At 50.9% G+C, this 14416-nt stretch carries 13 protein-coding genes; 10 read left to right on the top strand and 3 right to left on the bottom strand.

Going from position 1 to position 14416, the window contains the following annotated elements; all coding sequences use genetic code 11:
- Nucleotides 1–122: 122 nt before the first annotated feature.
- Nucleotides 123–3647 (bottom strand): pyruvate:ferredoxin (flavodoxin) oxidoreductase, encoded by a 3525-nt coding sequence (gene nifJ / locus OGY62_RS09675; protein WP_286459674.1) that lies wholly within the window; start codon nt 3645–3647, stop codon nt 123–125.
- 275 nt (nt 3648–3922) lie between these two features.
- Here nifJ and OGY62_RS09670 point away from each other — a divergent pair, with 275 nt between their 5' ends.
- Nucleotides 3923–4189: a putative hemolysin gene (locus OGY62_RS09670; protein ID WP_286450691.1), complete on the top strand. Its 267-nt coding sequence runs from the start codon at nt 3923–3925 to the stop codon at nt 4187–4189.
- Here OGY62_RS09670 and hslJ read toward each other — a convergent pair.
- Entirely contained in the window at nt 4186–4608 is a 423-nt protein-coding gene (gene hslJ, locus OGY62_RS09665) for a heat shock protein HslJ (protein WP_286459672.1), read from the bottom strand. The genes OGY62_RS09670 and hslJ overlap by 4 nt on opposite strands.
- Before the next feature lie 113 nt (nt 4609–4721).
- A complete protein-coding gene (gene ldhA, locus OGY62_RS09660) occupies nt 4722–5711 on the bottom strand; it encodes a D-lactate dehydrogenase (protein WP_012132304.1) in 990 nt (329 codons plus the stop codon).
- Between the two features lie 788 nt (nt 5712–6499).
- On the opposite strand from ldhA, the gene OGY62_RS09655 reads away from it, so the two are divergent.
- From OGY62_RS09655 to OGY62_RS09615, 9 genes are all read left to right on the top strand, one after another.
- Entirely contained in the window at nt 6500–7135 is a 636-nt protein-coding gene (locus tag OGY62_RS09655) for a hypothetical protein (protein ID WP_123907487.1), read from the top strand.
- A gap of 34 nt (nt 7136–7169) precedes the next feature.
- Nucleotides 7170–8282: a YadA-like family protein gene (locus OGY62_RS09650; protein WP_275155306.1), complete on the top strand. Its 1113-nt coding sequence runs from the start codon at nt 7170–7172 to the stop codon at nt 8280–8282.
- Nucleotides 8283–8330: 48 nt separating this feature from the next.
- Entirely contained in the window at nt 8331–8792 is a 462-nt protein-coding gene (locus tag OGY62_RS09645; protein WP_286459670.1) for a helix-turn-helix transcriptional regulator, read from the top strand.
- 47 nt (nt 8793–8839) lie between these two features.
- Nucleotides 8840–9283, top strand: coding sequence for a DUF417 family protein (locus OGY62_RS09640; protein ID WP_012132309.1), 444 nt, complete (start codon nt 8840–8842; stop codon nt 9281–9283).
- A gap of 344 nt (nt 9284–9627) precedes the next feature.
- A complete protein-coding gene (locus OGY62_RS09635) occupies nt 9628–12267 on the top strand; it encodes a YdbH family protein (RefSeq protein ID WP_286459668.1) in 2640 nt (879 codons plus the stop codon).
- Complete coding sequence (locus OGY62_RS09630) at nt 12264–12446, top strand: YnbE family lipoprotein (RefSeq protein ID WP_012132311.1); 183 nt, start codon at nt 12264–12266, stop codon at nt 12444–12446. The genes OGY62_RS09635 and OGY62_RS09630 overlap by 4 nt, the downstream gene beginning before the upstream one ends.
- Before the next feature lie 7 nt (nt 12447–12453).
- A complete protein-coding gene (locus tag OGY62_RS09625) occupies nt 12454–12777 on the top strand; it encodes a YdbL family probable chaperone protein (protein WP_024130313.1) in 324 nt (107 codons plus the stop codon).
- Between the two features lie 114 nt (nt 12778–12891).
- The gene (locus OGY62_RS09620) at nt 12892–13497 is read left to right on the top strand and encodes a CDP-alcohol phosphatidyltransferase family protein (protein WP_047463591.1); all 606 of its coding nucleotides are present in this window, start codon (nt 12892–12894) and stop codon (nt 13495–13497) included.
- Nucleotides 13494–14411, top strand: coding sequence for a phosphatidate cytidylyltransferase (locus tag OGY62_RS09615; protein ID WP_047463593.1), 918 nt, complete (start codon nt 13494–13496; stop codon nt 14409–14411). Before OGY62_RS09620 ends, OGY62_RS09615 begins: the two co-directional genes overlap by 4 nt.
- Nucleotides 14412–14416 lie beyond the last annotated feature (5 nt).

Genomic DNA, 14416 nt, shown 5'->3' with positions numbered 1-14416 from the left:
GTCACATTTTGCTTTTTTCGTTGGGCCATTGCGATAAGTACTGATCTTCCAGCGAATGAATTGACAAGCCCGAACCTTGGTTCGGGCTTTTTTTCGTCCTGACGAATACTCAAACAGCCGTATTATTCAGCACTGCTCTTTTCTGCTTTACCTGCCAGTTGAGCAAGGAAGTCATAGCGTTTTTGCAGATCCGCCGTCGCATCCTTCCAGAGCTGTTCAGCAACGTCTGGCTGCTGTGCATTCAGGCGGCGGAAGCGTTGCTCGTTGAGCAGCGTCTCTGCCAGCGCGTCTGACGGTGGACGGGAATCCAGCGCCAGCGGCAGTTTACCCTCATCGGCGCGACGCGGGTCAAAGCGGTACAGCGGCCAGAAGCCGGTAGCCGTTAACTGACGCATCTGATCGTGGCTCAGCGCCAGGTCGTAGCCGTGTTCTTCACATGGGCTGTATGCAATGATCAGCGATGGCCCCGGATACGCTTCCGCTTCCTGGATTGCTTTCACCGTCTGGTTTAACTGCGCGCCCAGCGAGATCTGCGCGACATACACATGACCGTACATCATCATGCTCACACCCAGATCCTTACGCGCTTTGCGCTTGCCGTGTTCGCCAAACTTCGTGACCGCGCCAAGTGGCGTCGCCTTCGACGCCTGTCCGCCGGTATTGGAATAACACTGCGTGTCCAGAACCAGAATATTGACGTTCTCGGTCAGGCTCAGCACATGATCCAGACCGCCAAAGCCAATATCGTAGGCCCAGCCGTCACCGCCAATCAGCCAGATTGATTTCTCAATCAGCGCATCGGCATCGGTTAACAGTTCATGCGCGCCGTCGACATCTTTCAGATGCTGGCGTAATGCGGCGACCTGTTCACGACGAACTTCCGGCGTCGCGTCGGCGTGCAATGCGTCGTTTAAATCCGTTGGGATGCGATCGGCGAACTGTTCCAGCAGCCGCATGACGCGCACGCGATGCTGATCAACTGTCAGGCGGAAGCCCAGACCGAATTCGGCGTTATCTTCAAACAGCGAGTTCGCCCATGCGGGGCCGCGACCGTTGGCATCGGTGGTGTAAGGCGTTGAAGGCAGGTTACCGCCATAAATAGAAGAACAGCCGGTCGCATTGGCAATTAACATGCGGTCGCCATACAGCTGGGTCAGCAGCTTGATATACGGCGTTTCACCACAACCGGAGCAGGCGCCGGAGTATTCGAACAGCGGCGTGATCAGTTGAGAGGTGCGAATATCAATACGCTCCAGCTTGCTCTTGTCGATTTCCGGCAGATTGAGGAAGAAGTCATAATTCACTTTTTCTTCTTCGACATGTTCAAGGCGGGACATCATGTTGATGGCCTTGATTTCAGGGTTCTGGCGGTCTTTCGCCGGGCAAACTTCAACACACAGGTTACAACCCGTGCAGTCTTCCGGCGCCACCTGCAACACGTATTTCTGACCACGCATATCGCGTGATTTCACATCCAGCGAGTGCAGACTGGCCGGGGCGTTCTCCATTGCTTCCGGCGAAACCACTTTAGCGCGGATCGCCGAGTGCGGGCAGGCGGCGACACAGTGGTTACACTGGGTACACAGCTCTTCTTTCCAGATAGGGATCTCTTCGGCGATGTTGCGTTTTTCCCAACGGGTCGTCCCCATCGGCCAGGTGCCGTCTGGCGGCAACGCTGAAACGGGCAGGGCGTCACCAAGCCCGGCGAGCATGGCGGCTGTAACCGTTTTAACGAAATCGGGCGCTGCGTCAGACACCACCGGAGGACGATTTGCGCTGTGCGGGTCCACCGCCTGCAACGGAACTTCTGTTACCGATTCGCGCGCCAGCGCCAGCGCCTGCCAGTTACGCTCAACCAGCTCCTGGCCTTTACTGCTGTAGCTTTTCGCTATCGCTCCCTGTAATTCCGCCAGCGCGCTATCACCAGGCAGAATCTGCGTCAGGTGGAAGAAGGCCATCTGCATCACGGTATTAATACGTGCCGCCAGTCCGCATTCGCGGGCGATTTTAGCCGCGTTAATCACAAAGAACCGCGCTTTTTTCTGGTTCAGCACCGCCTGAACTTCCTGCGGCAGACGTGCCCAGACTTCATCTGCGTTGTACGGCGTATTGAGCAGGAAAATACCGCCTGGTTTCAGACGTTCCGCCATCTGATACTTATCAATAAACTGCAACTGGTGGCAGCCGACAAAATCAGCCTGCGCTACCAGGTAAGCGGAACGAATCGGCTGCTCGCTGACGCGCAGGTGAGAGACCGTCAGGCCGCCAGCTTTCTTCGAGTCATAGACGAAGTAACCCTGTGCATACCACGGCGTGGAGTTACCAATAATCTTGATGTTGTTTTTGGTTGCAGAAACGCTGCCGTCGCTGCCCAGACCGTAAAATAGTGCTTCCAGTTTCGCTGTACCGGGCAGGGTGTTTTCCGGCAGGGGCAGAGACAGATTAGTGACATCATCATAGATGCCAACCGTGAAGCGGGATTTGGGTCTGGCGCTCGCCAGTTCGTTGAAAACAGCCAGCACGCAATCGGGGCCAAACTCTTTTGAGGAGAGACCATAGCGCCCGCCGATCACCCGCGGTAAGGTTTCTCTCTCGCCGCTGTTGAATGCCTCCGCCAGCGCGGTCATCACATCCAGATACAGCGGTTCGGCCTGTGCGCCAGGCTCTTTGGTGCGATCCAGTACGGCGACGGTACGTACGGTTTCCGGCAGCGCCTGTAATAAATGTTTTGCTGAGAACGGACGGAACAGACGGACTTTCAGTACGCCCACTTTTTCGCCGCGCGCCAGCAGCTCGTCCACCACTTCCTCACAGGTGCCGATTGCGGAACCCATCAGAATAATGACGCGTTCCGCCTGCGGATGGCCATAGTATTCAAATGGCTTGTACTGGCGACCGGTGGCCCCGGCGAAATCATTCATTGCCTGTTCAACGTGGTCATAAACCGCGTTGTACCACGGGTTCGTGGCTTCACGGGACTGGAAGTAGGTATCCGGGTTGGCCGACGTGCCGCGAATCACCGGATGTTCAGGATTGAGCGCGCGGGAGCGGTGCGCGTCAATTTCAGCCTGCGGCATCAGTTTCAGAATGGTGTCATCCGCCAGCGGCACAATTTTATTGATTTCATGCGAGGTGCGGAAACCATCAAAGAAATGAATAAATGGCACGCGGCTTTTCAGCGTGGCAATCTGCGAAATGAGCGCGAAATCCTGCGCTTCCTGAACGCTACCGGCGCTCAGCATGGCGCAGCCTGTCTGGCGAACCGCCATCACATCAGAGTGATCGCCAAAAATAGACAAGGCATGAGTAGCAATGGTGCGTGCGGCGACGTGGAGTACAAACGGCGTGAGCTGTCCCGCCAGTTTGTACAACGTTGGGATCATCAGCAGCAGGCCCTGAGATGAGGTAAATGAGGTCGAGAGCGCCCCGGTCTGTAATGCCCCGTGAACGGTGGCGATGGCGCCGCCTTCCGACTGCATTTCTACGACGCGAGGGGTATCGCCCCAGACGTTCTTAAGCCCGTTTCCGGCCCAGGCATCCGCCTGCTCAGCCATTGTCGAACTGGGCGTAATTGGGTAGATGGCGATAACTTCGCTGGTACGGAATGCGACCGAAGCAACCGCGCCATTACCGTCAATAGTGATCATATGACACCCTTACATTGCACAAAAAGAGGGACTCGCGAAACATCGGCGGGCCCTGATAGTTATCTCTCTATTTTAGCAAACCCCGATCTCTACCATTTTCGCTTTTGTGTCCCTGGAATAGAGGGAATGAATGATTTGATCAAAGAGAGGGCAAAAAAATTGCTAAAAAATGTCAATGAACCGCATAAATGGGCAGTTTGCCTCTCGACGACGCAGGGCAGCCTGCCTATTATTTATGGCGGTGTCGTTTCGGCTAACGTTCAGAGGGGAGAGAGATGCGCTCAGCGTTTTTAGTGGGGTGTGCCGCGTTATTATTGTCGGCCTGTAGTAATGAGCCTGTTCAGCAGGCGACGGCAGCGCATGTTGCGCCGGGGTTAAAGGCGGCAATGTCCAGTTCCGGGGAAGCTAACTGCGCCATGATTGGCGGGTCGCTCTCTGTTGCCCGTCAGCTTGACGGATCGGCGATTGGCATGTGCGCATTACCCAACGGCAAACGCTGTAGTGAACAGTCGCTCGCCGCTGGAAGCTGCGGCAGCTATTAATGCACTAAATCAGCCAGTCGGAACATCAGCGTTTGTTCTGCGGTCGCCAGCGTCAACTGGTTAGCCGTTAAGTCGACCTGCGCGCCTTGTTTGAGCATCGCGCTAATGGTGTGATCCAGTTCATTTAACTGCGGGTCGGCGCACATCATACGCGTCATCGCCATTTCTTTGACTTTCAGCTCGCCATCAGACAGCTTGCCCTGGCCGCTGAAGCGGTTGCACATGCGGCCGGAAACCGTCATTTTTTCACCGAAGCTTAACTCCGGGGCGTTCTTACCCGCAGCGACTGGTTTTCCGTTTACACTCTCCAGAACAAAACGGTGATGCTGTAGCTGATCACAGTTAACGGAGACTTTTCCATTGCTGACGCAGCCTGCCATAAGCATGCTGAGTGCAACCAGTGCGACGATCTTCTTCATTAAAACTCTCTACATTTGCTGACGGGAAATCATTCATAATTGTAATGATATAGCCTGGTATATCATCGGGGATTATCTGAAAGTGCTCCCCTGAACGCAGGGGAGCAGAAGGGTCAGAACAGGGCGTTCGGGCAGGTTTCACCTTTTGAGAGCTGTTCCAGATTTTGCAGAGTGGTTTCCGAGATGCTGGTCAACGCTTCCGCAGTCAGGAAAGCCTGGTGCCCGGTGAATAGCACGTTATGGCAGGCAGACAGACGACGGAATACGTCATCCTGAATCACATCGTTGGACTTATCCTCAAAGAACAGATCGCGTTCGTTTTCATAGACGTCCATCCCCAGTGAACCAATCTTCTGGTTTTTCAGCGCTTCAATTGCCGCCTGCGAATCAATCAACGCCCCACGACTGGTGTTGATCACCATCACCCCATTTTTCATCTGATCGAACGCGGCATGATTAAGCAAATGGTAGTTTTCAGCTGTCAGCGGGCAATGCAGAGAAATGACATCAGACTCCGCAAACAGCGTCGGCAGATCGACATACTCCACGCCAAGCTCCAGCGCGGCGGCGCTTGGGTAAGGATCAAACGCCAGCAGTCGCATACCAAAACCTTTCAGAATACGCAGCGCGGCGACGCCGATCTTGCCCGTCCCGATCACGCCAGCCGTTTTACCGTGCATGGTAAAACCGGTCAGACCTTCCAGTGAAAAGTTTGCATCACGGGTACGTTGATAAGCGCGATGAATGCGACGGTTCAGCGTCATCATCATACCAATCGCATGTTCGGCGACGGCTTCAGGAGAATAGGCCGGGACGCGCACGACTTGCAGACCCAGCTCTTTTGCGGCGTCCAGATCGACGTTATTGAAGCCAGCGCAACGCAGCGCAATGTATTTTACGCCGTGCTTTTTCAGCTCTTCCAGAACCGGGCGACTGCCGTCGTCGTTAACGAAGATGCATACCGCCTCGCAACCGTTGGCGGTTTTTGCCGTTTTTTCAGTCAGCAGAAAGTCAAAAAATTCAAGTTCAAAACCAAAGGACTCGTTAACATGTTGCAGGTACTTCTTGTCGTACTGCTTTGTACTGTAAACAGCGAGTTTCATAAGACTTTCTCCAGCGATGGTGGAATAACATTGAATCAATTAAAATTATCTTACAAAATTTAAAAAATAATTGATAGGCGTGATCATGACATAATGAATAATTTTAGAACATCTCTTCTTAAGGCACCTATCATACTAAAATTAAACAACTTTCTTTAACACATATTTCCCTTCCGGTCATTCTGAACCCACGCCTTATCAGTGGGCCAGTTACTCTTCCACAGACTGACGTATCCTTTCTGTAGCGAATCAGTCTGACAGACGTTCGTAACGTCGAACAACCGACAGACATAACCTGCAAACCATCACTTTCATACGAAATCACCTATCGCTTCAATTGATTGACAAAAATTAATAATTGCTCCGCCCATCGCTCCATTCCATGATGAATTTCATGAACTTTTTCATTTGCTGTGATATTTATCACATTTCTGTAAATTTCACCAATTGTCCTGTCTGGTGTGACCAGCAGTAATTTCCCTTTTATTTTTTGCACTTATTTAAACAGGCGTTGATATGCTCCTGTTATCCCGTTTATCAAGGGATTGTCAAAGGATTCCAAATAAGCATAATTTAACCAAGAAATTAGTTTTGTTATTTTAACTGGAATCTTCGTGATTTTTATTAACACGTTCAATACAAACGAGAGTGGAGGGATGATATTGCCTTAACTTAATACATACTATTAACAACACAGCATGTTAAATCCTGTCTTATCCGGCGAAGTTAAGTTGGAGGTGTTATTATGACTGCGCGCAGTATCGTAGCGACTTTTTAATGGAATAAAAATGTACGCGATGAATCTGTCGATGAATAAGCCTGGTACAGTAAGCAAGATAACCTTATTGAATAAACCAATTTCAATAACTGAAAATGCCTGCTCTACATGTAGTCTACTGGAGCAGCTTCACAGGTATCCTTCAGCTACTGTCGTAATATATGGGCGGCCGTCTTTATTTTTGAGTTTCTGGCTGCATGTTCGGGAATGTTACCCGTGCGCAGCATTGATATTTAAGCATGGCTATTTTTTGCCTGTGGATGAGACCATTGCTGAGTTTTTTAACTACTTCACTATTGAAGGGAGAAGCGGTGTAAAACACCACGATAAAACAATACAGCGTGTAATTTATTTTCTTCCTCCTGTTTTACTAAGGAAAGAATCTGTTCAGGATACAGCATATCTTACGGATACAGTACCTTTACTTAATGAAATAACACATGCGCGACTTTCTTCCGGGAGGTTATCGAAGCTGTCTAAAAGTGTTCTTGCACTAATACTTTCTGGCTTCAGTCGAGAGATGATAGCAATTAATTTAAAAGTTGGAATCAGGCAGGTTTGGTTGATTGAAAATTTCCTACGCAAAAGATGGCGAATTCCAGATTGTTGTTCTCTGGTTGAGTCTGTTTATTTCTGCAATAGATAAAAATTGTTCTTAATTTTAATTTAAGGGTGTTTACATGCATAAGAATGTTATGGCCTCTATGCTAGGTGTGGTTTTGTTCGGTGCTCTAAGCAATATCAGTTGGGCAGCGGACCAGGGCAACGATCTCGACACACCAGTTACCAAAAAAGAACTATTTAAGCAACTGGCTGAATTAGCTCAAACCGTTTCTCAAAAAGGGGGCGTTTCTAAAGATGAGCTGACCAAATATATAGATAATCATGTAAAAGCTACAAATGACAGAACGAGAGAGTATATTAAAGCTACAGATAAAAGTACGAGAGAGTATGTTGATAATGCTATTAGTGCTCGGGATATCTTGCAGAGTGTTTATACTGATGTTTTAGCGGAGCATATTGATGCTCAAAATCGCTCGCTGGCTTCACAGCAGGACGCAATAAATACGGTGAAACAGGACGTGACCGTAAGCGTTGGAAAGGTTAATAAAGAACTGGATGAACAAAAGGATGTTCTGCGCGGCGAAATTGGCCAGGCCAAAGCTGATGCAATTGCACAGGCTGACAATAATGCGAAAGTCGTGCGTGGCGAGCTTAAGCAGCAGGGTGACTCCCTGCGTGGTGAAATCGGCAGCGCCAAAAGGGATGCCTACGCACGAGCCGACAGTAATGCAAAAGCCGTGCGTGGCGAGCTTAAGCAGCAGGGTGATTCCCTGCGCGGCGAAATCGGCAGTGTCAAAAGGGATGCTTACGCGCGTATAGACAACAATACGGAAGCTGTTCGTGGCGAGCTTTCTCAGACCAGCAAATATTTATCTGGAAAAATCAATGCTAACCAGTCTGCGGCCAGTAAGAATAGTCGCCGTTTAGATCTTCATGAATCCTGGCAAAAAATGGCGGCAGACAGAATGAATGGTCTGCAAAAACAGATATCTAACAACCGCAAAGAAATTCGTGAAAGTGCAGCTCAGAATGCGGCGCTTGCAGGTTTATTCCAGCCTTATAGCGTGGGTAAATTTAATGCTACTGCGGCATTGGGAGGATATTCAGATAAGCAGGCAGTAGCCGTTGGGATCGGCTACCGCTTTACAGACAATGTTGCAGGTAAAATGGCAGTTGCGGCCGGTGGAGACTCCGTTTCATGGAACACGGGTATTAGTCTGGAGTTCTGATTAAAGCTTACAGCAGGGGGTATTTTACTCCCTGCTCATGGAGCGATAATGAAAATTATCATCGCGACGCATGATTTTTATTTTCAGCAAGGCGCTGAAGTATTATTCAACTCGTGTGAGGCACTTGGCGTTGAACATTTTAACAGCAAAAAAGAAACGTATTTTATTATCTGTGATAATGAGTTCGCCGGACTCATGAGCGTACTTTTCTACGGGTATGATTTTTACCTTGCCTGCAAGTCAGAGCCTTGCAATATGAAGCATGGATCTTGTTTGAGTGATCAAGGTAAATCATTAACATATAATGAAAGAATTATCGCTTTCCTTTTATACTATAAACACTTTAGTGTAGAGCAAATCGCCAGGGTGAGAGGTCGAAGTAAGAAAACAGTATATTCGCATATTTACAATATCAAGAAAAAAATCGGCTTAAAAAATGGAATGCACCTGCCATTTAAAAATAACGGCATTGATCGGAGTGCTTTTTTTGAACTGATATTTCTCATCTGAGATAAAATCTGACTGGCATCTCATTATTATCTTCCTGGAGAATATGAATGAAGAATTTCATTAATCGATTTATTCGCTCAGATTACGACATCGTCATTCTTCGCCTGAGCGTTATCGGTGTATTTATGCTGTTTGGTACTTATAAATGGTTTGATTTTGAAGTTATGGCCCTGGAGCCTCTGATTTCATCAACATGGCTCAATATTCTGTATTTGATTTTTGGTGTCCACGGGGGAAGTTATTTCCTTGGCGTTATGGAAACCATTACATTTCTTGCGTTGATCATTGGCTTCGCCCGACCTGGTGTTGGCATATCTGGCGATCTCATTGTTATCACTACAGGAGTAACGACTCTGAGCCTGCTGCCACAACTGGGGAAAATTGACAGCTTCATTATCAAGGATGTTCTCTTGATTGGCGCTGGCGCAGTTTTGCTGAAATATGACCTTACCCGGTATCTGGCATTCAGGAATGGAACATACCGGGTATAAACGCTGCTACAGAATGGCAGGAATGTGAACCCTGGCAGAGGATCTGCAAATGGTCAGTCCTCTGCGCCTCTGTTTTCCGTAATAAATCAGGAGACTGAGTTAATTCAGTACAAAATGTTTGCCTGACTGCGGATGTGCGCCATCATGGTGAGATGGCAGAAGGATCGGATACTAACGCTCTGTTATATCATCAACTTTATCATTTCTAAGACGGCCTCAAAATTGTTGGGTCGCGGCAGAACATCTATCCTTAGTGAGGGCGATGCCTTCAACTGAGCGCCCAAACATGCCACAATACGAGCCTTACCGGCTTAATTTTTGCTAAATCAGGATATTAACTACCCATGAAGGGTAAATACAAAGCCGTTCTCGCGCTACTTTTATTATTGATCCTTATACCGTTAACGCTGCTCATGACGCTTGGCCTGTGGCTTCCTACGCTGGCGGGCATCTGGTTACCGGTTGGTACGCGTATCGCGCTGGATGAAAGCCCGAAACTTACGCGCCACGGCCTGCATATCCCGGAGCTGCGTTATCTGGTGAAGGACTGCCCGTTAGCACGCATGAGCGGCGCGGAACTCACCCATCCCAGCCGCTGGCAGCTGAATATCGGTACGCTTGAACTGGACTCCGCCTGTCTGGCAAAACTCCCTGAATCTGAACCATCGCCCGCAGCGCCGCGCACGCTCGCAGAATGGCAGTCTATGCTGCCTGATACCTGGGTTAATATCGACAGGCTTATTCTTTCTCTCTGGCAGGAATGGCAGGGGAAATTGTCGCTTTCGCTGACGCCAGCCCTCCAACAGATTCGTTATCAGGGCGAGAAGGTCAACTTTCAGGGGCGGCTGCACGGGCAAAACTTCACCGTCAGCCAACTGGAGGTGAGCGCCTTCGAAAATCAGCCCCCTGTAAAACTGGAAGGAGAATTTACGCTGCCTCTGGTGCCGGACGGGCTGCCGGTGAACGGACACGCCGTCGCAACGCTGAGCCTGCCGCAGGAACCGTCGCTGGTGGATGCGGAACTGGAGTGGCGGGACAACGCCGGACAGCTGATCGTCATGGCGCGCGGTAACCCGGAGCCGCTGCTCGATCTCCCCTGGCAGGTTACTCGCCAGCAACTTGCCATCAGCGATGGACGCTGGAACTGGCCGTATCAGGGCTTTCCGCTGAGCGGACGTCTGGGGATCAACATTAATAACTGGCAGGCAGGTCTTGAGAATGCGGTGATAAGCGGCCGGTTGAATGTTCTGACGCAAGGCGATGCGGGTAAAGGCAATGCGGTGCTGACGATTGGGCCAGGCAAGCTGAGTATGGATAACAGCGACATGCCCTTGCGTTTAACCGGTGAAGCAAAACAGGACGATCTGATTTTTTATGCGGTACTGCCGACACAGCTCACCGGCAGTCTGGCCGATCCACAACTGACCTTTGAACCCGGCGCGCTGTTGCGTTCTCGTGGCCGGGTGATCGACTCTCTGGATATTGACGAAATTCGCTGGCCGCTGGCTGGTGTAAAAGTCACCCAACGCGGAGTTGATGGCCGATTACAGGCAATTTTACGCGCGCACGAAAATAAGATGGGCGACTTTGTCCTGCATCTTGATGGGCTGGCGAATGATTTTCTTCCCGATGCAGGGCGCTGGCAGTGGCGTTACTGGGGCGAGGGCAGCTTCACCCCGATGAACGCCGGTTGGGATGTCGCCGGGAAAGGAGAATGGCACGATAACACCATCACGCTTACCGACCTGTCCACCGGGTTCGATCAACTGCAATACGGCACGATGACGGTGGCGTCTCCGCGCCTGGTGCTGGATAAACCGATCGTGTGGGTTCGTGATGCCGGGAACCCGACCTTCAGCGGCGCGTTATCGCTGGATGCGGGCAATACCGTGTTCACCGGCGGCAGCGTCTTACCGCCGTCAACGCTCAAATTCAGCGTTGAAGGAACGGACCCAACGGTATTCCAGTTCAAAGGCGACCTGCACGCCGGGGCGATTGGGCCAGTGCGGGTAAATGGGCGCTGGGACGGCATTCGTTTACGCGGGCAGGCCTGGTGGCCAAAACAGTCGGTTACGGTCTTCCAGCCCTTGCTGCCTCCTGACTGGAAAATGAATTTGCGCGCAGGCGAACTGTACGCGCAGGTGGCTTTTTCCGCCGCAGAGGATCAGGGGTTCGAAGCGGGTGGACACGGCGTACTGAAAGGCGGTAGCGCCTGGATGCCGGACAACCAAATCAACGGCGTCGATTTTGTGTTGCCGTTCCGTTTCAGTCAGGGTGCCTGGCAACTGGGGACGCGCGGGCCGGTGTCATTACGCATCGCAGAGGTGGTAAACCAGGTCACCGCGAAAAATATCACGGCCGATCTCCAGGGAAGCTATCCGTGGAGCGAAGAGAATCCTTTATTGCTGAGTGACGTGAGCGTGGATGTGCTGGGCGGCAAAATCATCATGAAACAGCTGCGTATGCCGCAGCACGATCCGGCACTGCTGCGGGTGCAAAATGTCTCTTCCAGCGAACTGATCAGCGCGGTGAATCCCAAACAATTTGCGATGTCCGGCCCGGTTAGCGGCGCGCTTCCGCTGTGGCTGAGCAATGAAAAATGGATCATTAAAGACGGCTGGTTAACCAATCCAGGCCCGATGACGCTGCGTATCGATAAAGATACCGCCGATGCGGTCGTCAAAGACAATATGGCGGCGGGCGCGGCAATCAACTGGTTACGCTATATGGAGATTGCCCGTTCGTGGACGAAGATTAATCTGGACAATCTGGGCGTGCTGACCATGCAGGCGACGGTCACGGGTAAAAGCCATGTGGACGGTAAAGTCGGCACGGTTAACCTGAACTATACCCATGAAGAAAATGTCTTTACGCTCTGGCGCAGTTTGCGTTTTGGCGACAACTTACAGGCATGGCTTGAACAAAACACCGCGTTGCCGGAAACCCGTTGCCCGGAAGGCAAGGAATGTGAGGAACAACAATGAAAACGATGATTGCCATGCTGGCGCTCTTCTTACTGGCTGGCTGTACGCCGCGTATTGAAGTTGCAGCGCCGAAGGAACCGATCACCATCAATATGAACGTCAAAATTGAGCATGAAATTCATATCAAGGTTGATAAGGACGTGGAAAGTTTATTGAAGTCACGCAGTGATTTGTTCTGAGGTCATGATGAAAAAACAGCTTAGAGCGACCGTTCTTATCCTGAGTTTATTGAGCTGCAACGCCATCGCGTTGACTCTGAGCGAAGCGAGAACGCAAGGGCGAGTGGGGGAAACGCTTAATGGTTATCTGGTGGCGCTGGCAACCGATCCAGAAACGCGCTCGCTCGTCAGCGAGATTAATAAAGAGCGTAGCGCCAGTTATCAACAGCTGGCGAAAAGCCATCAGATTCCGGTGGATGAGGTGGCGAAAATGGCCGGACAAAAGCTGGTCGACCGTGCAAAGCCGGGTGAGTATGTGCAGGGCATTAACGGTAAGTGGCTGAAAAAGTAACGTTGCCACACGTTGGTAATATCTGATTTTACCTTCAGTTGATGGAAAGCATTCGTCATGATGTGATTAATTAGTGCACTATGACAAAAGTTCATAGATTATCAGGGAATGATGATGACGCTTTATCAGATAAAGCCCGCTTTTCAGGCGCTTCTGCGCCCATTGATGTTCTGGTTGTACAAACACCATGCCACCGCTAATCACGTCACCCTTGCAGCGATGGCGCTTTCCCTGATCACCGGTGCGGTGTTAGTTTTCTTTCCTCATCCTGATTTATTTTTTCTGCTTCCTGTCGTGCTGTTTGTGCGTATGGCGCTTAATGCGTTGGACGGCATGCTGGCGCGAGAGTGCAATCAAAAATCACGTCCTGGCGCCATTCTCAATGAGACTGGGGATGTTCTCTCTGATGTCGCTCTCTACCTGCCTTTTATGCTGCTGCCATACAGTAATACGTTGCTGGTGCTGCTCATGTTGTTCTGTGCGGCAATGACCGAGTTTTGTGGTGTGCTGGCACAAACCATCAATGGCGTGCGCAGCTATGCCGGGCCGTTGGGGAAAAGCGACAGGGCGCTGGTGTTTGGTGCCTGGGGACTGGGGTTGGCGATCTGGCCAGAGCTTTTGCATTGGAATAACGCCGTGTGGGGCGTTGCAATCGTGTTGCTGCTGTGGACGGTCATCAACCGCTGCCGTAGTGCATTACATGACGAGGAGGCGAAATGATGTTGCTGGAGAAATCGCTCGCGGTCATTTTTGCGCTTTTGCTGGTGGCAACGGTAGTCAATGGATTACTGGTGCTGCTGCGTCCAGGGAAAGACTGGCAGGAACTGACGCTGCGCATTCGCACATGGTGGGTGATTATCGTGCTGTTTTCGCTGGCGATGCTCAGTCCGCAATGGCTGGCGCTGACATTTTTCGCACTGGTGAGCTTTATAGCGCTAAAAGAGTTTCTGACGCTGGCACCGTCGCGACAATCAGACCGTATGCCACTGCTGTGGATGTTTATTGCCATCCCCATCAATTACTGGCTGATTGGCATTGGCTGGTACGGCATGTTTGTGGTGTTTATTCCCGTTTATGTTTTTCTGTTCTTACCTGCGCGGATGGTCCTTACAGGCGATACGCAGGGCTTTTTACGTACCGCGTCTCAACTGCACTGGAGTTTGATGACGACAGTATTTGCCTTCAGCCATGTCGCCTTTTTACTGGTACTGCCTGCAGATGGTCTACAGACCGGCGCACTGTTGGTGCTGTTTCTGGTGGGGCTGACCGAATTCAACGACATTGCTCAATACCTGTGGGGGAAATCGCTCGGCCGTATCAGAGTCATTCCGAAGGTCAGTCCGAATAAGACCCTGGCAGGATTGCTGGGGGGCGTGGTAACGACGGCGGTGGCGGCAATGATTCTGGGGCCGCTGCTTACGCCGTTAAACTGGCCGATGGCGCTGTTGGCAGGTGTGATTATTGGCATAACTGGATTTTGCGGTGATGTGGTGATGTCCGCGATCAAACGCGATATCGGTGTTAAAGACAGCGGCACGCTGTTACCCGGACATGGAGGCATCCTTGATCGGCTCGATTCGCTGATCTTTACCGCGCCCGTCTTCTTTCATTTCATTCGTTACTTCTGCTACTAACCTAT

The sequence above is a fragment of the Citrobacter sp. CK198 genome (assembly GCF_030333295.1).
In the GTDB taxonomy this organism is placed as follows: domain Bacteria; phylum Pseudomonadota; class Gammaproteobacteria; order Enterobacterales; family Enterobacteriaceae; genus Citrobacter_B; species Citrobacter_B koseri.
This window is presented reverse-complemented; position numbering and strand designations above follow the sequence as displayed.

Excerpts from the sequence above, each read along its gene's own strand:
- OGY62_RS09630 (WP_012132311.1), top strand. The coding sequence starts at position 12,264 with ATGAAAACGATGATTGCCATGCTGGCGCTCTTCTTACTGGCTGGCTGT.
- OGY62_RS09645 (WP_286459670.1), top strand. The coding sequence starts at position 8,331 with ATGAAAATTATCATCGCGACGCATGATTTTTATTTTCAGCAAGGCGCT.
- OGY62_RS09625 (WP_024130313.1), top strand. The coding sequence starts at position 12,454 with ATGAAAAAACAGCTTAGAGCGACCGTTCTTATCCTGAGTTTATTGAGC.
- OGY62_RS09650 (WP_275155306.1), top strand. The coding sequence starts at position 7,170 with ATGCATAAGAATGTTATGGCCTCTATGCTAGGTGTGGTTTTGTTCGGT.
- OGY62_RS09615 (WP_047463593.1), top strand. The coding sequence starts at position 13,494 with ATGATGTTGCTGGAGAAATCGCTCGCGGTCATTTTTGCGCTTTTGCTG.
- nifJ (WP_286459674.1), bottom strand. The coding sequence starts at position 3,647 with ATGATCACTATTGACGGTAATGGCGCGGTTGCTTCGGTCGCATTCCGT.
- OGY62_RS09640 (WP_012132309.1), top strand. The coding sequence starts at position 8,840 with ATGAAGAATTTCATTAATCGATTTATTCGCTCAGATTACGACATCGTC.
- OGY62_RS09670 (WP_286450691.1), top strand. The coding sequence starts at position 3,923 with ATGCGCTCAGCGTTTTTAGTGGGGTGTGCCGCGTTATTATTGTCGGCC.
- ldhA (WP_012132304.1), bottom strand. The coding sequence starts at position 5,711 with ATGAAACTCGCTGTTTACAGTACAAAGCAGTACGACAAGAAGTACCTG.
- OGY62_RS09635 (WP_286459668.1), top strand. The coding sequence starts at position 9,628 with ATGAAGGGTAAATACAAAGCCGTTCTCGCGCTACTTTTATTATTGATC.
- hslJ (WP_286459672.1), bottom strand. The coding sequence starts at position 4,608 with ATGAAGAAGATCGTCGCACTGGTTGCACTCAGCATGCTTATGGCAGGC.
- OGY62_RS09655 (WP_123907487.1), top strand. The coding sequence starts at position 6,500 with ATGTACGCGATGAATCTGTCGATGAATAAGCCTGGTACAGTAAGCAAG.
- OGY62_RS09620 (WP_047463591.1), top strand. The coding sequence starts at position 12,892 with ATGACGCTTTATCAGATAAAGCCCGCTTTTCAGGCGCTTCTGCGCCCA.